The organism is Agriterribacter humi (assembly GCF_009192765.1).
Taxonomy (GTDB): Bacteria; Bacteroidota; Bacteroidia; order Chitinophagales; family Chitinophagaceae; genus Agriterribacter; species Agriterribacter humi.
In genome coordinates this window covers 31551-50340 of the sequence record NZ_VOHQ01000010.1, presented here as the reverse complement: position 1 = coordinate 50340, position 18790 = coordinate 31551, and the positions used below count along the sequence as shown (strand labels likewise).

Annotated in this window: 18 protein-coding genes; 8 read left to right on the top strand and 10 right to left on the bottom strand. The window is 42.2% G+C overall.

Annotated features, from left to right (window positions below):
- Window positions 1–176: 176 nt before the first annotated feature.
- The 7 genes from FRX45_RS16205 to FRX45_RS16175 all read right to left on the bottom strand — a co-directional run bounded on the left by FRX45_RS16205 (window position 177) and on the right by FRX45_RS16175 (window position 6330).
- Window positions 177–476 carry an iron-sulfur cluster assembly protein gene (locus FRX45_RS16205; RefSeq protein WP_152269503.1) on the bottom strand — a complete coding sequence of 100 codons (300 nt, stop codon included), beginning with the start codon at window positions 474–476 and terminating at the stop codon, window positions 177–179.
- Window positions 477–571: 95 nt separating this feature from the next.
- Complete coding sequence (locus FRX45_RS16200; RefSeq protein ID WP_152269502.1) at window positions 572–994, bottom strand: SufE family protein; 423 nt, start codon at window positions 992–994, stop codon at window positions 572–574.
- Between the two features lie 69 nt (window positions 995–1063).
- The gene (locus FRX45_RS16195; RefSeq protein ID WP_152269501.1) at window positions 1064–2311 is read right to left on the bottom strand and encodes an aminotransferase class V-fold PLP-dependent enzyme; all 1248 of its coding nucleotides are present in this window, start codon (window positions 2309–2311) and stop codon (window positions 1064–1066) included.
- Window positions 2304–3596 (bottom strand): Fe-S cluster assembly protein SufD, encoded by a 1293-nt coding sequence (gene sufD / locus FRX45_RS16190; RefSeq protein WP_152269500.1) that lies wholly within the window; start codon window positions 3594–3596, stop codon window positions 2304–2306. Before sufD ends, FRX45_RS16195 begins: the two co-directional genes overlap by 8 nt.
- A gap of 19 nt (window positions 3597–3615) precedes the next feature.
- Window positions 3616–4377 carry a Fe-S cluster assembly ATPase SufC gene (gene sufC / locus FRX45_RS16185; protein WP_152269499.1) on the bottom strand — a complete coding sequence of 254 codons (762 nt, stop codon included), beginning with the start codon at window positions 4375–4377 and terminating at the stop codon, window positions 3616–3618.
- A 144-nt stretch (window positions 4378–4521) separates the two neighbouring features.
- Complete coding sequence (gene sufB / locus FRX45_RS16180) at window positions 4522–5970, bottom strand: Fe-S cluster assembly protein SufB (RefSeq protein WP_152269498.1); 1449 nt, start codon at window positions 5968–5970, stop codon at window positions 4522–4524.
- Window positions 5971–6003: 33 nt separating this feature from the next.
- Window positions 6004–6330 carry a HesB/IscA family protein gene (locus FRX45_RS16175; RefSeq protein ID WP_152269497.1) on the bottom strand — a complete coding sequence of 109 codons (327 nt, stop codon included), beginning with the start codon at window positions 6328–6330 and terminating at the stop codon, window positions 6004–6006.
- A gap of 120 nt (window positions 6331–6450) precedes the next feature.
- On the opposite strand from FRX45_RS16175, the gene FRX45_RS16170 reads away from it, so the two are divergent.
- The 7 genes from FRX45_RS16170 to FRX45_RS16140 all read left to right on the top strand — a co-directional run bounded on the left by FRX45_RS16170 (window position 6451) and on the right by FRX45_RS16140 (window position 14669).
- Window positions 6451–7293, top strand: a complete 843-nt coding sequence (locus tag FRX45_RS16170) for a DUF3822 family protein (RefSeq protein ID WP_193311738.1) — start codon at window positions 6451–6453, stop codon at window positions 7291–7293.
- Window positions 7284–7829, top strand: coding sequence for an RsmD family RNA methyltransferase (locus tag FRX45_RS16165; RefSeq protein ID WP_152269495.1), 546 nt, complete (start codon window positions 7284–7286; stop codon window positions 7827–7829). Before FRX45_RS16170 ends, FRX45_RS16165 begins: the two co-directional genes overlap by 10 nt.
- Before the next feature lie 81 nt (window positions 7830–7910).
- Entirely contained in the window at window positions 7911–8480 is a 570-nt protein-coding gene (locus FRX45_RS16160; RefSeq protein ID WP_152269494.1) for a 5-formyltetrahydrofolate cyclo-ligase, read from the top strand.
- Window positions 8470–9546 (top strand): tetraacyldisaccharide 4'-kinase, encoded by a 1077-nt coding sequence (gene lpxK / locus FRX45_RS16155; RefSeq protein WP_152269493.1) that lies wholly within the window; start codon window positions 8470–8472, stop codon window positions 9544–9546. Before FRX45_RS16160 ends, lpxK begins: the two co-directional genes overlap by 11 nt.
- An 8-nt stretch (window positions 9547–9554) precedes the next feature.
- Complete coding sequence (gene rnr, locus FRX45_RS16150; RefSeq protein WP_152269492.1) at window positions 9555–11588, top strand: ribonuclease R; 2034 nt, start codon at window positions 9555–9557, stop codon at window positions 11586–11588.
- Window positions 11589–11768: 180 nt separating this feature from the next.
- Entirely contained in the window at window positions 11769–12734 is a 966-nt protein-coding gene (locus FRX45_RS16145; protein ID WP_152269491.1) for a polyprenyl synthetase family protein, read from the top strand.
- Between the two features lie 240 nt (window positions 12735–12974).
- Complete coding sequence (locus FRX45_RS16140; protein WP_152269490.1) at window positions 12975–14669, top strand: amino acid permease; 1695 nt, start codon at window positions 12975–12977, stop codon at window positions 14667–14669.
- 130 nt (window positions 14670–14799) lie between these two features.
- Here FRX45_RS16140 and FRX45_RS16135 read toward each other — a convergent pair whose 3' ends face one another.
- Together FRX45_RS16135 and FRX45_RS16130 are read right to left on the bottom strand one after the other, a co-directional pair.
- Window positions 14800–15456 carry a gliding motility-associated C-terminal domain-containing protein gene (locus tag FRX45_RS16135; RefSeq protein ID WP_152269489.1) on the bottom strand — a complete coding sequence of 219 codons (657 nt, stop codon included), beginning with the start codon at window positions 15454–15456 and terminating at the stop codon, window positions 14800–14802.
- Window positions 15425–15970, bottom strand: a complete 546-nt coding sequence (locus tag FRX45_RS16130; RefSeq protein WP_152269488.1) for a hypothetical protein — start codon at window positions 15968–15970, stop codon at window positions 15425–15427. Before FRX45_RS16130 ends, FRX45_RS16135 begins: the two co-directional genes overlap by 32 nt.
- A 388-nt stretch (window positions 15971–16358) precedes the next feature.
- Between FRX45_RS16130 and FRX45_RS16125 the strand changes: the two genes are divergently transcribed.
- The gene (locus FRX45_RS16125; RefSeq protein ID WP_152269487.1) at window positions 16359–16817 is read left to right on the top strand and encodes a DoxX family protein; all 459 of its coding nucleotides are present in this window, start codon (window positions 16359–16361) and stop codon (window positions 16815–16817) included.
- Window positions 16818–16934: 117 nt separating this feature from the next.
- Here the strand turns inward: FRX45_RS16125 and argS are convergent, their stop codons facing one another.
- Window positions 16935–18713, bottom strand: a complete 1779-nt coding sequence (gene argS / locus FRX45_RS16120) for an arginine--tRNA ligase (RefSeq protein WP_152269486.1) — start codon at window positions 18711–18713, stop codon at window positions 16935–16937.
- Between the last annotated feature and the right edge of the window lie 77 nt (window positions 18714–18790).

Genomic DNA, 18790 nt, shown 5'->3' with positions numbered 1-18790 from the left:
ACCCCGTATGGAGGAGGATATGCGAAATCTATGATCATCGGGGAAGCGTTACTGTATGAAGCAGACTCTTTGTAACTGTTGTGTTTTCTTCCGGGATTATATCCCGGAAATAAAAACGAATTATTCGGAAGCAAGAAAAAATGCGCGTCGAAACTGCCAGGTCAACTCACTACTCACTACAAAAATCCCAGTTCCAGCTTGGCCTCTTCTGTCATCATTTCCCTGTTCCATGGCGGGTCAAAAGTAAGGTGCACATACACATCGGTTACGCCTTCAATGGCTTCTGTTTTTTGCTGTACTTCTGCCACAATATCGCCTGCAACGGGGCAGCCGGGTGCAGTAAGGGTCATAATGATTTTTACTTTACCATTTTCATCAGCCTGCAGCTCATATACCAGTCCCAGGTCCATGATGTTCACAGGGATCTCGGGATCATATACCGTTCTTAAAACTTCTTCTATTTTATCGTAGAGCATGATTGAATTTGAAATTTAAAATTTGAGATTTGATATGCTTCAACTCCTTATCTTTTTATTAATGCAGGATATGCTTAGATCGGAAATCTTAAATTTCAAATCCCTCTCGCCTTCAACGCCACTCCATACATCTTCATCTGCTTCAGCATAGACAGCAGCCCGTTGGAACGGGTAAGCGATAAATGGCTTTTTAAACCAATGGCGTCAACAAAATATATTTCAGCATCAGCAATAGCTGCCGGCGATTGCCCCGATAATACCCGCACTACCATGCTTACCAACCCTTTGGTGATTATTGCATCGCTATCCGCAGTAAAAAATATTTTTCCATCCCTGTGTTCGGCATGCAGCCATACTTTACTCTGGCAGCCCTTGATAAGATTTTCTTCTTTCTTATACTGTTCATCAATCAATGGCAGGTCTTTGCCCAACTGAATAATGTATTCATATTTTTCCGTCCAGTCTGTAAAAAAACTGAATTCTTCTATAATCGTATCCTGTTGTTCTTTTATAGTCATTGTACATTTGCTCCTTACTGCAAAGTTCCGAACTTTCAAGTGATTTTAGCGGAGAGAAAAAGATAGCAATTATTCCAGCATGCGTTTGGCCTTTTCAATGCCCTTCACCAGCTCATCCACCTCGGCCTTTGTATTATAAAATGCAAACGAAGCTCTTACTGTGCCCGGAATATGGAAGAAATCCATGAGCGGTTGCGTGCAATGGTGCCCAGTTCGTACTGCGATAGACTGCTTGTCTAATATTTCACCCAGGTCGAAGGGATGTATATTGCCCACCAAGAAAGAAATGGCGCCTGAACGGTGCTTGGCATCTCCAATAAAGCGCAGGGAAGATATTGCAGAAAGCCGGTCGAAGGCATAGGCTACTACTTCTTCTTCGGCCTGCTGAATGGTGGCGGCACCTATTTGCTGAACATAATCTATTGCAGCGCCTAATGCAATGCCGCCCGAAATATCGGGTGTGCCCGCTTCAAATTTAAAAGGCAGTTCGTTATAAGTGGTTTTAGCGAAAGTTACATTTTTGATCATGTCGCCACCACCTTCATAAGGAGGCATTTCATTGAGCCATTTTTCTTTTCCGTATAAAACGCCTACCCCGGTTGGTCCGTAAATTTTATGTCCCGAAAAAGCGAAAAAGTCAGCATCCAATTGCTGTATATCTATTGGGATATGCTGGATGGCCTGCGCCCCGTCTATAAGCACGGGTATGTTCAGCGCATGCGCTTTCTGTATCATTTCAAATACAGGATTTACCGTACCCAAGCTGTTAGAAACATAGGTAACGGCTACTATTTTTACCTTACTGTTCAGCAACTCATCAAAAGCATCCATTTTTAATTCGCCCTGCTCATTAATAGGGATCACTTTTAAGGTGGCTCCCTTTTCTTCGCAGATCAATTGCCAGGGAACGATATTGGAATGATGCTCCATGGCAGAGATCAGCACTTCATCCCCCGCTTTCAAAAATTTCTTTCCAAAAGAAGAAGCGACCAGGTTAATGCCATTGGTAGTACCTTTTGTAAAAATAATTTCGTGATCAAAACGTGCATTGATATAAGCCGCTATTTTTTTTCGCGCTTCTTCATAGGCTTCAGTAGCCTGCTGGCTTAAGAAGTGAACACCGCGGTGCACATTGCTGTTGTATTGGGTATAATAGGTTTCAAGCGATTGCAGAACAGTGCGTGGTTTTTGCGTGGTAGCCGCATTGTCTAAATATATTAATGGTTTGCCGTAAACCTTTGTTTGCAGTATTGGAAAATCTTTCCTGATCTTTTCAATATCCAGTACACTGTCTGTTATCGGCTCACTGTTAGTCATACGCTTCTGCCATTTTACGGGTGATCAGTTTTTCAACATATTCTCTCACGGCAGGGATCTGAATTTTATTGGTAACATCAAACGCAAATGCCCTCACCAGCAAATTTCTTGCAGCAGTTTCACCAATGCCCCTCGACTGTAAATAAAATAACGCTTCTTTGTTGAGGCTGCCCACAGTAGAGCCATGACTGCATTTTACATCATCCGCAAAAATTTCTAATTGCGGTTTTGAATCCACCACCGCTTTATTGCTCAGCAGTATATTATTATTCTGCTGAAAAGCATTTGTTTTTTGAGCATCCTGATGAACGTAAATTCTGCCGCTGAAGACCGCCCTTGCATTGTCTAACAACACCCCTTTATACAATTCATTACTGAGGCAGTTGGGAAACAAATGGTTCACTACCGTGTGATTGTCTGTTAACTGGTTACCACCTGCGAGGTACAATCCATACAAATGACTTTCTGTATTGGTGCCGTTCAGATCAAGATGAAGATTGTTGCGCACAAATACTGCATCGGGCAGGCTATAGGTGTAATTATTAAACAGGCTGTTGCTTTGCTGCACAGTCTGGTTAAAATTAACAAGATGTGTATTAGAGGGGGCAATTTGCAGGTTGTATTGATCTACCTGGGCATTTTCCGCAACATAGCATTCCGTTACATTGTTTATAAATAAAGGCTTATCACCAATCACTACTACCGATTCAACGATCTGGATCTTGCTGCTCTTATGAGCGATGATCAAAATTCTTGGCTGAATAAAAACGGCTTCTTCCGCATTGTATACATGAGTGATATGAACGGGCTTATCGCAAATAATATTTTTATCTGCTTCTATAACTATACCATTTTCAAATAAAGCTGTATTTAATGCCGCGAAGGAATGCTTTTCGGTATTTATATACCTGCCAAAATAAGACTGAAGGTTTTCGTTTTTCAATGCAGTGCGAAGGGGTGAGATTTTTACACCCGGAATCCTTACATCTTCATTCAGCATTCCATTTTTTAAAACCACTTCATAAGCATCCAGCAAAGGTATATGCGCCGCATTGTGCAGCCCGTGTAAAGAGGCTGCACCGGGCTGAAGGCGAAAATCTTCCTTTAAAAAAGGAGACACATTGGTAAACCGCCAATCTTCGAGCTTAGTTGTAGGAAAGCCTTTACCGGAAAATGCTTCAAACGCGGTTTCACGTAAATCTTTTAACCAATCATTATCCTGCGTTGTTTCTTTTTCCCTGTATAAAGTAATAAACTGGTCGTATAGTGATGTAGTAGTAATCATTTCGAAGTTGCGTTATTCATCAAACCGATGCCGTGGTAACGGGTTCTTTAATCCAGTCGTAGCCTTTTTCTTCCAGTTCCAGCGCTAATTCTTTGGTACCCGATTTAACAATCCTGCCATCGTATAATACGTGCACAAAATCGGGAACAATATATTCTAATAAACGCTGGTAGTGCGTAATTACAATAAAAGCATTCTTTTCGGAGCGCAATTTATTTACGCCGTTGGATACAATGCGCAAAGCATCAATATCCAGTCCGGAATCCGTTTCATCAAGGATGGACAATTTAGGATTGAGCATGGCCAACTGGAATATTTCATTCCGCTTTTTTTCGCCGCCGGAAAAACCTTCATTTAAAGAGCGGTTGGTGAGCTTGGCGTCAAATTCCACCAGTTTCTGCTTTTCCCTTGTTAACCGGAGAAACTCTTTCGCTTCTAAAGGCGGCTCGTTATGATAAGCCCTTATTTCATTTAAAGCGGTTCGTAAAAAGTTAATATTGGAAACGCCCGGTATCTCGATCGGGTATTGAAAAGCAAGGAACAAGCCCTCCCGGGCCCTGTCTTCCGGAGAAAATTCCAGCAGGTCTTTGCCATCAAACAGTACTTCTCCACCCGTAACTTCAAAATTTTCTCTACCGGTTAGCACGGAGGCAAGAGAACTTTTGCCTGAACCATTTGGTCCCATAATCGCATGCACTTCACCCGCATTTACCTGCAGGTTAATCCCTTTTAAAATCTGTTTATCCTCAACCTTCGCCTGTAGATTTTTTATGCTTAACATGATATATTGCTGTATTTCTTATTTTGTTTAATAACCCCTTTGGGAACTGAATTCGTTAATTAATTATATTTTAATTAGAACAAAGAATCTTTTTTTCTTCCACCTCTCACCTCTCACCACTTACTACTCACTACTTACCACTCTCTATCCCACACTTCCTTCCAGTGTAATGGATAAAAGCTTTTGTGCCTCCACAGCAAACTCCATGGGTAACTGGTTCAGTACTTCCTTGGCATAGCCATTAACAATAAGCGCTACTGCTTTTTCAGTATCTATTCCCCGCTGGTTCAGGTAAAATATCTGGTCTTCCCCAATTTTTGAAGTGGTGGCTTCATGCTCAATAGTAGCGGATTTGTTTTTGGATTCGATATATGGGAAAGTATGAGCGCCACAACGGTCTCCGATCAATAAAGAATCGCATTGGGTAAAGTTTCTTGCATTTTCTGCCTTACTGCCTACCTGCACCAGTCCGCGGTAGCTATTCTGTCCCTGTCCTGCTGAAATGCCTTTAGAAATGATCCTGCTTTTGGTGCCCTTACCAATATGGTACATTTTGGTACCTGTATCGGCAATCTGTTTATTTTTAGTAACGGCAACCGAATAAAATTCGCCACTTGAATAATCGCCCTGCAAAATTACACTGGGATATTTCCACGTAATGGCCGATCCGGTTTCTACCTGCGTCCACGATATCTTGGCATGAGCGCCCCTGCAAACTCCCCGTTTGGTTACAAAATTGTAGATGCCGCCTTTGCCTTCCTTATCGCCGGGATACCAGTTTTGTACTGTACTATATTTAATTTCCGCGTTTTCAAGCGCTACAAGCTCAACTACGGCCGCATGCATCTGGTTTTCATCGCGCTTCGGCGCCGTGCAGCCTTCTAAGTAACTTACATAGCTGCCTTCATCGGCAATGATGAGCGTGCGTTCAAACTGCCCGGTATTTTCAGAGTTGATCCTGAAATAAGTAGACAATTCCATGGGACAACGAACACCTTTGGGAATATATACAAAGGATCCGTCGGAAAAAACGGCCGCGTTCAAAGCGGCATATATATTATCGGAATGGGGTACAACCGAACCCAGATATTTTTGTATCAATTCGGGATGTTCCTTAACCGCTTCACTTATGGATGAAAAGATGATGCCCTGCTCTTTTAAAGTCTCCTTAAAAGTGGTGGCTACGGAAACACTGTCAAAAACTGCGTCAACAGCCACACCAGCTAATATTTTTTGTTCTGAAAGAGGGATACCCAGTTTTTCGAATGTAGCGATCAGTTCAGGATCAACTTCATTCATATCCTTGTACTTTGCCTTGGATTTGGGGGCGGCATAATAGGATATATTCTGAAAATCAATCTTTGGGAGTTCAAAATTCTGCCAGTGCGGCTCAGGCTGTTTTAAAAATGACTGGTAGGCCTTTAAACGCCAGTCAAGCAACCATTGAGGTTCCTTTTTTTTAGCGGATATAAAATGTATGGTGTCTTCATTTAATCCCCTGGGGGCTATATCCATCTCAATATCCGTTACAAAGCCAAATTCATACTCTTTGTCACTATATTCCTCTAATATGTCAGCACTGTTATTAGCCATAATTATAATGTATTATCCCAGACTACCAAAAAACTATACCGAAAAACTTTCCCCACAGCTACAGGTTCTGCTGGCATTCGGATTTTTAAACACCAAACCCTTTCCGTTTAGGCCGCCTGAATAATCTAACTCGGTGCCGTAGAGATATAAAAGACTCTTCATATCAACAACTATCTTAATACCTTTGTCTTCATATAATTCATCACCGGCTTTTCTTTGGTTGTCGAAATGCAGGTTATATTCAAGCCCGGAGCATCCTCCCCCTTTTACACCTACCCTTACAAAGGTTTCTTCTTCTTTTTTTTCTTCTGCCATCAACCGGTCCAGATAGTCTTTTGCAGAAGCCGAAACAGTGATCATAATAAATGTTTTATACTATTTGCGAAGTTACGATTTTTGCTGATAAGAATATTGTCGCAAAGCGGAAAACAAGGAAATATACTGTAAAATGTGTTATTATTGCGGCAATAAATCATAAGCGTGAATGTTGCATACCAAATACAGGTGCCGGTTACGGAAATAGAAGATGCCGCCCAATGTAATTTATACGTTGAAGTAGCCGCGGATCATCTCCTTTTTGGCATTTTGGACAATAATAAGCATGAATTTATTGCATTGCAATATGTTAATCTTGACAAATACAATGCTTTCAATCATTGTAAAGAGCTGATCTATCATAATGAATGGCTTGCACGGTCGTATAACAGGGTAACTGTAGTATATTATTTTCCCGAAAGTATATTGGTTCCCGGGCAGGTTTATGATGAAAATTTGAATAAAGCCTCCATTGATCTTATCTATGGCGATCTGGATAAGGGCGAAATACTCACCGATAAACTGCCTGGCTGGAATTTATACAATGTGTACCGGGTACCCGTGGCATTGCATCAATTATTGGGAGCACATTTTCCCAAAGGACATTTTTACCACGCTTATACCGTAGTATTGAGAAGAAAAGAGCAGATCAGCAAAAAGACAGAAGGCGATGAAGCCACCCTGATCTTTTATCCGAATAAGCTTCTTTTTGCATTGTTCCGGAACGGTGAACTGCAAATAATGCAAACTTTTGAATATGAAACGGCAGAAGATGTAACCTGGCATTTGCTGAATGCATGCCGGCAGTTTAATGCAGATTGTGAACAGATCATACTTACGGTATCTGGGCTTTTGGATGACCATTCATCTGTATATTCAGAGCTACAAAAGTATTTTCTGAATATTGAGTTAGATGAACGTCCTGCGGATTTTAAATACAATGAAGCGTTTAACGAATATCCACTTCATTTTTTCACTTCCTTATTCAATACCGCTTTATGCGAATAATTAGCGGCACAGCGGGGGGAAGAAGATTTAACCCGCCGGCTAAAATGCCTTATACGCGTCCTACTACCGATATTGCAAAAGAAGGCTTGTTCAATATCATTGAAAATAACCTCGATATCAGCATTTTAAAAACGCTTGATCTTTTTGGCGGAACCGGGAACATCAGCTATGAACTGGCTTCAAGAGGCGCAAAATCACTTACGGTAGTGGAGAAAGACCCTAAGATGCATGCATTTATTGCTAAAAATATTGAATCATTCGGGTTTGAAAATATACAGGTCGTTAAAATGGACGTTTTTGCATTCATGCGGCAATGCAATGAGCAGTTTGATTTTATTTTTGCAGGTCCGCCCTACGCCTTAGGCAATATTGATGATCTGCCGGCTGAAGTGTTTAAAAATGGCCTGTTGTTTCAAAAAGGATGGTTTGTGCTGGAACATACACCCAGGAATAATTATGAAAAACATCCTCACTTCAAAACCGCCAGAAGTTACGGCACAACGGTATTTTCAATTTTCATAAATAGTGAGGCATGAGTTGCAGGTTACAGGTTTCAGGTTTCAGGTGCATTTCCCTGTAACTTGAACCTTGCAACTTGCACCACACATAAAACTAGTATGACCAAAAAAGAGCTTCGGAATATCTACAAACAAAAACGAACCCTGCTGGGCGAAACAGAGACGGATAAAATGCAGGACCTTATAATGATTCAGTTTCAGCAATTGCCGCTGCCTTTCCTGCATTACCTGCATACATACCTCCCCATGGATATACAAAAGGAAGTGGATACCTATCCTGTTATGGAATTTTTGAAATTTTCCAATCCGGGTTTGAATATTGTTGTTCCCAAAACCAATCCTGAAGGAAGCGCTATGATCCATTACCTGTACGATGAACATACTGTTTTGGTAAAAAATGTACATCACATTATGGAGCCTGCAGGAGGTAATCGGGTAGCCAGCAGCAATATTGACCTGGTGTTGGTTCCACTGCTTGCTTTTGATGAACGGGGCAACAGGGTGGGCTATGGAAAAGGGTTTTACGACAGGTTCCTGGCACAATGCCGTAAAGATGTAATTAAAGTAGGTTTGTCTTTTTTTGAGGCGGAACCGCTTATAGAAGATACTGACGAATTTGATATACCTTTAACCTATTGTGTAACACCACAAAAGGTATATGAATTTTAGTTCCGTCTGGCTCAGGTCGTTTAGAGTGTTATTGTTCCCATTTGCCTTTTTATACGGAACTGCCGTTAAGGTGAGGAATTATTTATATGATAATGAGATCATTCAATCCATAGAATTTAATTTCCCTGTAATATGCATCGGTAACATTTCAGTGGGTGGCACAGGTAAGTCGCCTATGGTGGAATACCTGTTAAGACTGCTGGTTCACCGCTATAAAACGGCAACCCTCAGCCGCGGCTATAAACGCAAAACGAGGGGTTATGTGCTGGCCGATGATAAAACCACGGCGCTTGATATTGGTGATGAGCCTATGCAGTTTCATATTAAATTTCCCGAAGTTACGGTGGCGGCAGGTGAAGAGCGGGCTATCGCTATTCCACAATTGTTGTTCGACCGGCCCGAAACGGATGTTATTATACTTGATGATGCTTTGCAGCACCGGACGGTAAAAGCGGGACTTAATATTTTGCTTACCGATTACAATAATCTTTTTACAAGGGATATGTTTTTGCCTACCGGCGATTTACGCGATAGCAGGAGCAGCTATAAAAGAGCCAATATTATAATTGTTACCAAATGCAGCGATAATTTTGGCAGCGCTGAAAAGGAAAAGGTCACATCGGAAATACAGCCCTTAGCCCGGCAGCACCTTTTTTTTACCGGCATCCGGTACGGCGCACCCTATCATATTATTTCAAGGGCTATCAAACGCATGTCTAAAGAAACGGAAGTATTGCTGGCCTGTGGCATCGCCAATCCCGGTCCATTAAAACAATACATTCAGGAAGAGAGCGCCAGTTATGATGCTATATATTACCGGGATCATTATATTTTTACTATTGATGATCTGAAAGAGATCCGGCAGAGATTTGAAAAAATTAAAGCAGCGGATAAAATGATCCTTGTAACCGAAAAAGATGCGGTACGATTGGTGAAATTTGCTGCGGAGCTGAAAGATATGCCGGTGTATGTGCAGCCTATTGAAACGTATTTTTTATTTAACGAATCGCAACGATTCAATTTTTTAATCGAAAAATTTATACAGGATTTTAAAATAAAATCTTAATTGCACTTATGAAACATAAGAACAACAGGAAAACAAAAGCTAAACCTCAAACACATACTTATGAAGGAACCCTGGATGTTACCCGTTCGGGCATTGGATATGTAATAGTTGAAAACCAGGAAAAAGATATTTTCGTACGTCCGCAGGATTTTAACCGCGCCCTCCATGGCGATAAGGTTAGAGTGAATGTTACCAGGCATAATCCGCGAACCGGAAAAATGGAAGGCGAAGTAACGGACGTGGTTGAACGAAAACAATCTGAATTTATCGGCCGTTTGGAAATGAATGTTGACTTTGCTTTTTTTATTCCGGATAAAGCAAAGGGAACGCCTGATATGTATATACCGGCCGGCAAATTCAATGGCGCCAAAGATGGCGACAGAGTAGTGGTGCGCATAACCGAGTGGGACAGGAAAGCCAAAAGCCCCAATGGTGAAGTAGTAAGTGTTTTGAACGCTGCAGATGAGAACGATATGGCGATGAAGCAAATATTGGTTGACGCCGGCTTTACACTTGAATTTGATGATGACGCAATGGAAGAGGCTGCAAGGATGCCGGATACTATTGGCGATTCAGAAATTAAAAAGCGCAAAGATGTACGGGATATACTCACCTTTACCATTGACCCTGCAGACGCTAAAGATTTTGACGATGCCATCAGCTTCAGGAAATTAAAAAACGGACAATATGAAGTTGGCGTTCATATTGCAGATGTAAGTCATTATGTTGAACCAGGTACAGTGCTCAATGAAAATGCATACAACAGGGCTACTTCGGTATATTTGCCCGACAGGGTATTGCCCATGCTGCCGGAGCACATCTCCAATGTATTATGCAGCCTTCGTCCGGATGAAGACAAATTAACGTTCTCCGCTATTTTTGAAATTACAGCCAAAGGAGAGATCAAAGATTTCTGGTTGGGCAGAACGGTTATTCATTCCAATCATCGCTTTACATACGAAGAAGCGCAGCAGATCATTGAAACCAAAGAAGGTATATACAAAGATGAAATAATATGGCTGAATGAGCTGGCGCAAAAATTCCGTAAACAACGGTTTAAAAATGGCGCTATTAATTTTTCCTCGCAGGAAGTGCGGTTTACATTGGATGAAAATGGAAAGCCGGTAGGTATAGTAGTTAAAGAAAGCAAAGAGGCGCATCAGCTAATTGAAGAGTTTATGTTGCTGGCCAACAGAACCGTAGCGGAGCAGGTTGGAAAAATAAAGGTCAATAAACAGCCGCTTCCGTTTCCATACCGGGTGCACGATACGCCGGATGAAGAAAAGCTTTTACCATTTGTGGAATTCGCTAAAAAATTCGGACATCGCTTCGATACCAAAACGCCGGCCGGCATAGCTGCTTCATTTAATAAAATGCTTGCAGAAGTACAGGGAAAGCCCGAGCAGCATGTGCTTGAACAATTAGGAATACGTACAATGGCCAAAGCGGCATACACACCCGAAAATATAGGACATTATGGTTTAGGCTTTGAAAACTATTGTCATTTTACTTCGCCCATTCGCCGGTACCCCGATATAATAGTGCATCGCATTTTGCAGGAAGTGCTTGACGGGCATCCGAAAGTGGATAAAAAAATGGGAGAAAAATGTCTGCACAGCAGTGCACGGGAAAGGGCGGCCATGGAAGCGGAAAGGGCGGCTAATAAATACAAGCAGGTTGAATTTATGCAGCAATACCTGGGTGAAGAATTTGAAGGTGTGATCAGTGGTGTGGCTGCTTTTGGTTTTTGGGTAGAAACGGTTCAGCATAAATGCGAAGGCCTCGTAAGCATTCAAAGTCTGCTGGATTATGATGATTTCCGGTTGATAGAAACAGAATACTGCCTTACCGGAAGAAGGAGCGGCAGAACATTCAGAATGGGAGACAAAGTTTGGATAAAAGCCATATCGGCGGATTTGGGAAAAAGGCAATTGGATTACGAGTGGATATTAAAGCCCGGAGATATGGAGGGCGATAACGGAGATCATACCGAAAAAATAAAATCGCATAAAAATAAAGAGGGAAGGAAGAGAAGGAGATAGATTTGAGGTCTCAGGTTTCAGGTTACAGGAGTGCACCCTCCTTCGGATTTGGGATTTACGATTTCGGATTTGAGATTTATTTGGTTCCTGTGATTTGGTTTCCGCCACGGCGGACAGGCCTGGTGCTTTGTATTTCCTTCGGATTTCGAATTCCCGGCTTCGGGTTTATTAAACAACATTATGTTTTCATTTGAAACGCTGGCAAAACAATTTTCTGATAAATTCAATACCAGGCATTTTCCTGGAACACTGCCTTCCTTATACCAGCCGGCGGAATATTTTCTGTCTATTGGTGGAAAAAGAATCCGTCCGGTGATATGCCTGATGGGTAATGAATTGTTCGATGCTATTCAACCCGATGCGTGGCATGTGGCCCATGCTGTAGAACTATTTCACAACTTTACACTCATTCACGATGATATTATGGATAAAGCGCCGCTCAGGCGCGGGATGCAAACGGTTCATGTAAAGTACAACGAGTCTACTGCTTTGCTCGCCGGTGATGTAATGATAGTGGCGGCTTATGATTACCTGAGCAAGATAACCCCGCTTCACCTGCCTAAGATCATGCACCTGTTTAATAAAACCGCCAGGGAAGTGTGTGAAGGGCAGCAGCTGGATATGGACTTTGAAGAAAGGCAGGAAGTAACGCTGGAAGAATACATGCATATGGTTACTTTAAAAACATCGGTATTGCTGGCAGCCAGCTTACAAATGGGCGCTATGCTGGGTGGAAGCGGTGAAGGCAACCAGGATCATTTATATGCCTTTGGCAAAAACCTGGGTATCGCTTTCCAGTTGCAGGACGATTATTTAGATGCGTTTGGCGATCCTGAAAAATTTGGCAAACAGCCGGGTGGCGATATCATGGCCAATAAAAAAACCTTTCTTACCATACAGGCGCTTGAAGCAGCAACCCCGGTTCAGAAAAAGGAATTGTTGCGTTTAATGAAAGAAAATCCTCCTGACAAAGTGGATAGCGTGTTACAAATTTTCAAGGATTGTGAAGTAGATGTATGGGCAAAAAATTTGAAAGACAAGTACCTGAGCCTGGCTTTACAGCACTTAGAAGATACCGCTGTTATAAGCAGTCGCAAACAACCATTGCAGGAACTTGCGTTGTTTTTGGTGCAGAGGGAACATTGAAATGTGCGGTCAGTACGCGACCAAAGGAGCGTCAGACCGTGGAGAATTTTTTTTGGTTCTTGTCGTTTGGTATTCTTGTAATTTTTATTCTTCGTGCTTTTCTTCGGATTTCGTGCTTCCGACTTCGAATTTAATTTTCGGGTTTTTCTTGGTTCTTGTCATTTGGTTCTTGTTATTTTTCCTCTCCCTTACCCGATTTTAAATTATTTTGGAGGATTGAAATAACCAAAACACATCCGTATGGGTCACCCGCTTTTCAGAAAAAAATCTATAAATAAAATTATTGAAGACGCGCAGGCAAGGGACGCGGACGAGCATAATCGTGGGTTGAAAAAAGTACTGGGGGTACGTGATCTTACCTTTTTGGGCATCGCCGCGGTTGTGGGCGCCGGTATTTTCTCTACCATCGGCAATGCTGCCTTTAATGGTGGTCCCGGTATATCTGTACTATTTATTATTACTGCAGTTACCTGTGGTTTTTCGGCCTTATGCTATGCGGAGTTTGCCAGCCGTGTTCCCGTTGCCGGCAGCGCTTATACATACTCGTATGTTACGTTCGGGGAGATCATCGCGTGGGTAATAGGCTGGGCGCTGATACTGGAATATGCCATAGGTAACGTAGTGGTGGCCATATCATGGAGCGGGTATTTCAACAATCTTCTTGTACATCTTTTTCATATTCATTTGCCCGACTGGATGCTGGTTGATCCTGCTACGGCTCAAAGCGCTTACACGGAAGCCACACGGGCGCTGGCAGGCGGATCGTTATCTGCTGCAGACAACAGTAAATACCAGTTTGCAGTAGATGCCTGGAACAATGCACCCTCATTTGGAAACGGTAAATTATTTTTTAACCTGCCCGCTTTTATTATCGTAGGGCTTATTACCTGGCTGGCTTATATAGGCATGAAGGAAAGCAAGCGCATGGCCAACTTTATGGTGATCTTTAAAATTGCTGTCATCATCTTTGTTATAGTAGCAGGCGCTTTTTTTGTAGATACCAATAACTGGCGGCCCTTTTTGCCCAATGGTTTCGAAGGGGTGTTAAAAGGAGTATCCGCTGTGTTTTATGCCTATATAGGCTTCGATGCTATTTCTACCACGGCGGAAGAATGCAGGAATCCGCAGCGCGATATGCCCAGGGGCATGATCTATTCTTTGATCATTTGTACAGTATTGTATATTCTTATCGCGCTGGTACTAACGGGTATTGAAAATTATTCCAACTTTAAGGATATTAATGATCCGCTGGCATTTGTTTTTGAGCAACGTGCACCATGGATAGAAAAGATCGTTTCGGTAAGCGCCGTAGTAGCCACTACCAGCGTGTTGCTTGTGTTTCAACTCGGTCAGCCGCGTATATGGATGAGCATGAGCCGCGATGGATTATTGCCTAAAAAATTTCAGACCATTCATCCCAAATATCAAACACCATCATTCGCCACTATAGTTACCGGTATTATTGTAGGCATACCTTCATTGTTCATTGCTTCGGGTGTAGTTACCGATTTAACCAGTATAGGTACCCTGTTTGCTTTTGTGCTGGTATCGGGCGGAGTATTGCTATTGCCTCCAAGACCGGCCACCGACACAGGGTTTAAGTTGCCGTATATTAATGGAAGATATATTGTACCCGCATTACTGGCTGTATTTATTTACCTGTTCCGGCAGCGTATGGCGGACGCTGTACAAAACCTGGGACACGAAAATTATCAGGAAGTGCTTTTCCTGCTTTTTATTGTTATTGCGCTGATACTCACTTTACTAACGATTATCCGAAAATATTCGCTTATTCCCATCCTGGGTGTGTTGTTTTGTTTATACCTCATGATTGAAATACCCGCCGTTAGCTGGCTGTGGTTTTTTGTGTGGATGGGATTGGGGTTAGCCATTTATTTTTTGTATGGGTACAGGAACAGTAAGCTGGCGAAATGAGCTAATTTGATTTGAAAATTTGAAAATGTGGAAATGAAAAACACGTGCTTCGCTTTAAAACACAGTAAAATGGTGTACATACCACGGAGGCCTCCTTGAAACCTGCACCCTGTAACCTGTAACTTGCCCACTACCGCATCAGCAGAACAGATCCTTTGGAAAGATGGGCTGCTTCGTTTGTTGCTTTATACCGGCATATCCAAACATAGGTTCCGGCATTTTGAGGCAGGTTCCTGTACATTCCGTTCCAGCCATCATTGATTCTGCGGCTGTTGAAAACGATCTGCCCGTAAATATTATACACGGTAAACTCATAATCGCTTATGCGTCCGCTGATCAGCGGCTTAAAAGAATCATTGATGCCATCATTGTTTGGGGTAAACGTATCGGGAACAAAAAAACGGATGCTGCAATCTTTGGTAAATATGCCAATAGAATCCCGGCCAATGCACACGTCATTATCTTTTACCTGTAGCCGGTATATTCCCGGCGTTTGTACCGTAATGCTGTTTGCTGAAGCGCCAGTACTCCACACATGTTCATTGAATAATTTAAGCGGATGTATGATAAATGGATCCGATGCACAGATAGCAGTATCTGCAGGCACGAAGCCGGCGGGTGTCTGTGCTATTTTTGTAATGATTATGCTGTCGGATGCAGTGCAGCCATGCAGGTTGCTCACCGTTACTTTGTATTTTTCCGGTGTTTGTATTATCATACTGCTGCCGGTTGAGCCATCCTGCCATAGATAGCTGCTAAAGCCGCTGGCTGCAGGTGTTGCCGGCAAACCACCTGTTGTATACTATATTGCCGTTATTATCCATTTTGATGATCAGGGGTACCCAGTTCCCTGGATATGGCCATTCTTCTACAACTATAGTAGCGGCTATTATAATGTCATTATTATCGGTAACGGTCATTTGGGCGTTCAGAAAGCTATCGTGGGCAAAGGGAAGCTTTTTTGCCCACGATAGGTTGCCTGCCGCATTCAACAGGATAATATGCATACTTAGAGTGGTAGTGTTTTCCAGGTAGGAGTATATAAGAACAAGGTTCCCGTTGCTCATTTCTTTTACACCCTTAATTGCTATGCTGGCATTATATGATCCATTTGTTATTTTTTTGCTCCATACAACGGCACCAAACGGATTGAGCTTAGTTATGAATAAAGCTATTTTGCCATCACCTGTGTTGGTATATCTGCCTGTTATTACCGTGGAACCGTCACGCGTAATAATATTTTCACTGGCCTGCAGCACCATACCGGCATCGTAATAGCCTTTTCGGTAAAAAGTATCCAAAAACAAGTAGCCAGTGATAAAAAAAGGGCTTTCATTTCAGGTATACCAATGCTTCCAGGTTTTTTGCGGAAGACGATGTCTTATTTATGATTTGCAGAATATTCTTACAAGTTCGTAAAAGCCGGTTGTAAATACTTCTAATAAACGATTTGATTATAAGATATGTTGTAGCTGTTGTTATCAATACTGCCTGTTAAACAGTTGTAAATTTCCATTTCCGGCAATTGCTATATGTTTCTATGTATCATAATTTCCGCTATACGCAGTCTCTCCGGACTGCGTATCAATTATGTTCTCCCGGGACTCTGTCCCGCCAATCATCTATATAATATTCCCGAAGAATTTTGTATTTTGTATTCACTCCTTTCTTCATCTAAAACTTTGCCATATGAACTTCCTTCACAGTATGGAAAGATGGGGAGACACCCATCACCCCAAATGGCTTGATTTCATCCGTATGTTGCTGGGTATATTTCTTTTTATACGCGGTGTGGAATTTATCAATAATATGGATCAGTTGAGCGCCCTCATGGCTAAAAGCGAATTTTTCGGTTCCATGTCGCTTGGCGTGTTGGCGCATTATGTAGTGTTCGCGCATATCGTGGGCGGGGCATTGATTGCTTTTGGGCTGCTTACCCGTCTTGCCTGCTTAGTGCAGATGCCTATCTTATTAGGAGCTGTTTTTTTTGTTAATGCAGACGCGGGTTTTTTGTCGCCTAATGAGGGGCTTTGGCTGTCCATACTGGTTTTGGCATTGCTGATCTTTTTTTTGGTAAGCGGCAGCGGCCCTATTTCTGTAGATGAACAAATGCGCAGGCAGCCGGAACGGGAACGGGGACGGGGATGAGGTTTCAGGTATGAGGTATCAGGTCAAGACATGGGTCTTCCGGCTTAAAAGCGTTTTTTGGAACATGGAGGCACAGGTGTCTGGCGTAATCAAAATGTATTTTTCATTTTCAAATTTTCACATTCTCTCCGGTACTTCAATTCCTACAAGTGCCATACCCGAGGCAATAACATTAGCAGTCATCCGGCAGATGCGCAGGCGCAATTGTTTTTTATTATCCGTTTCGGCCTTCAGCACACGGTGTTCCGTTACAAAGGAATTGAATGTTTTTGCAAGCTCGTAGCAATAGTTCACTATTACGGAGGGATTGTGTTCAAACGCCGCCTGTTGTATAACAGCCGGGTATCTTTCCAATAAAATGATCAGTTCCTTTTCTAAAGGCAGCAGGGCTTCGTTGTGTTGCAGTGTAAAATTGTTATCGGGTTGTTCATTCCTGAGAATGGCTTTTGCCCTGGCATGCGAAAATTGCACAAAGGAAGCTGTGAAGCCATGAAAGTCTATGCTCTCCTCCGGGTTGAAGACCATTCTTTTTCTGGGATCAACCCGCAGAATAAAAAATTTCAATGCGCCAAGTCCAATCGTATTATAGAGGTTACCGAGCTCCCCGGCAGTAAAATCTTTTACTTTGCCCAATTCCTCCGTTTTCTGCGCCGCCACTTTTATCATCTCATCAATAATATCATCCGCATCAACCACTGTTCCTTCCCTCGTTTTCATGCGCCCCGAAGGCAGCTCCACCATACCATAGCTGAGATGGTAAATGCCTTCGGAAGGTAAGCCCAGTTTTTCACATATCAGTTTCAGTACCTTAAAGTGATAATTCTGTTCATCGCCCACTACATAAATGCTCTGATCGTATTGGTAGGCTTCGTATTTATTAACAGCTAACCCTATGTCCTGCGTAATATAAACCGCTGTTCCGTCTTTTCGTTGTACTATCTTTTCGTCAAGGCCTTCGGCAGTCAGGTCAACCCACACACTGTTGTCTTCTTTTTTAAAGAATATGCCCTTTTGTAATCCTTCTTCCACTAATTTTTTCCCGAGTAAATAGGTATCACTCTCGTAATACATTTTATCGAAATCGCTGCCAATTCTTTTATACGTAATATCAAAGCCTGCGTATACCCAGTTATTCATTTCTTTCCATAATGCAATCACATCAGGCTTTCCTGCTTCCCAGTCTACCAGCATTTGCTGGGCCGCTTTCATAATAGGCGCTTCTTTTTCCGCGGCTTCTTCGCTCATCCCGGCGGCTGTTAAAGTCTTTACTTCTTTTTTAAATTCCGTTCCAAACTGTACATAATAATCTCCAACAAAATGATCTCCTTTTGTGCCGGTACTTTCGGGGGTGGCTCCGTTGGCAAATTTTTGCCAGGCAACCATGCTTTTGCATATATGTATGCCCCTGTCGTTGGCAATGCATGTTTTAACCACATCGTATCCATCCGCTTTTAAAATTTCCGATACACTCCATCCCAAAAAATTATTGCGCAGGTGCCCGAGATGCAGGGGTTTATTGGTATTGGGTGAAGAGTATTCCACCACGATTGTTTTTCCTTTCTTTTCATTTTTGCCATATGCAGTATTCATGTAATGATCGTTCAGCACGGCGCCCCAGTAACCATCGGTGATAGTGAGATTCAAAAAACCTTTGATCACATTAAAGGAAGAAAATAAGGAGGGATATGTTTGTATTAAATGTTCGCCCAGACCTTTTCCCAAGGCATCAGGCGATTGTTTTAGCGGTTTTAACAAGCTGAATAAAACAACGGTATAATCGCCTTCAAACTCAGGTTTGGTTTGATTGATCTGGAAATCCCTTGCACTAAATGCATGGTTATATATTTGCGCCAATGCTTTAACAACAGCCTGCTGAATACTTGATGTAACGGACATGACCCCACATTTTAAAAGACTGCAAAAATAAGGATATGTGGCTTCAATCCTTTTTTTATGTTATTTTGTAGAAATGC

Excerpts from the sequence above, each read along its gene's own strand:
- rnr (WP_152269492.1), top strand. The coding sequence starts at position 9,555 with ATGAAACATAAGAACAACAGGAAAACAAAAGCTAAACCTCAAACACAT.
- FRX45_RS16165 (WP_152269495.1), top strand. The coding sequence starts at position 7,284 with ATGCGAATAATTAGCGGCACAGCGGGGGGAAGAAGATTTAACCCGCCG.
- FRX45_RS16160 (WP_152269494.1), top strand. The coding sequence starts at position 7,911 with ATGACCAAAAAAGAGCTTCGGAATATCTACAAACAAAAACGAACCCTG.
- FRX45_RS16145 (WP_152269491.1), top strand. The coding sequence starts at position 11,769 with ATGTTTTCATTTGAAACGCTGGCAAAACAATTTTCTGATAAATTCAAT.
- FRX45_RS16140 (WP_152269490.1), top strand. The coding sequence starts at position 12,975 with ATGGGTCACCCGCTTTTCAGAAAAAAATCTATAAATAAAATTATTGAA.
- FRX45_RS16175 (WP_152269497.1), bottom strand. The coding sequence starts at position 6,330 with ATGATCACTGTTTCGGCTTCTGCAAAAGACTATCTGGACCGGTTGATG.
- argS (WP_152269486.1), bottom strand. The coding sequence starts at position 18,713 with ATGTCCGTTACATCAAGTATTCAGCAGGCTGTTGTTAAAGCATTGGCG.
- FRX45_RS16125 (WP_152269487.1), top strand. The coding sequence starts at position 16,359 with ATGAACTTCCTTCACAGTATGGAAAGATGGGGAGACACCCATCACCCC.
- FRX45_RS16195 (WP_152269501.1), bottom strand. The coding sequence starts at position 2,311 with ATGACTAACAGTGAGCCGATAACAGACAGTGTACTGGATATTGAAAAG.
- sufC (WP_152269499.1), bottom strand. The coding sequence starts at position 4,377 with ATGTTAAGCATAAAAAATCTACAGGCGAAGGTTGAGGATAAACAGATT.
- FRX45_RS16200 (WP_152269502.1), bottom strand. The coding sequence starts at position 994 with ATGACTATAAAAGAACAACAGGATACGATTATAGAAGAATTCAGTTTT.
- FRX45_RS16205 (WP_152269503.1), bottom strand. The coding sequence starts at position 476 with ATGCTCTACGATAAAATAGAAGAAGTTTTAAGAACGGTATATGATCCC.
- sufD (WP_152269500.1), bottom strand. The coding sequence starts at position 3,596 with ATGATTACTACTACATCACTATACGACCAGTTTATTACTTTATACAGG.
- sufB (WP_152269498.1), bottom strand. The coding sequence starts at position 5,970 with ATGGCTAATAACAGTGCTGACATATTAGAGGAATATAGTGACAAAGAG.
- lpxK (WP_152269493.1), top strand. The coding sequence starts at position 8,470 with ATGAATTTTAGTTCCGTCTGGCTCAGGTCGTTTAGAGTGTTATTGTTC.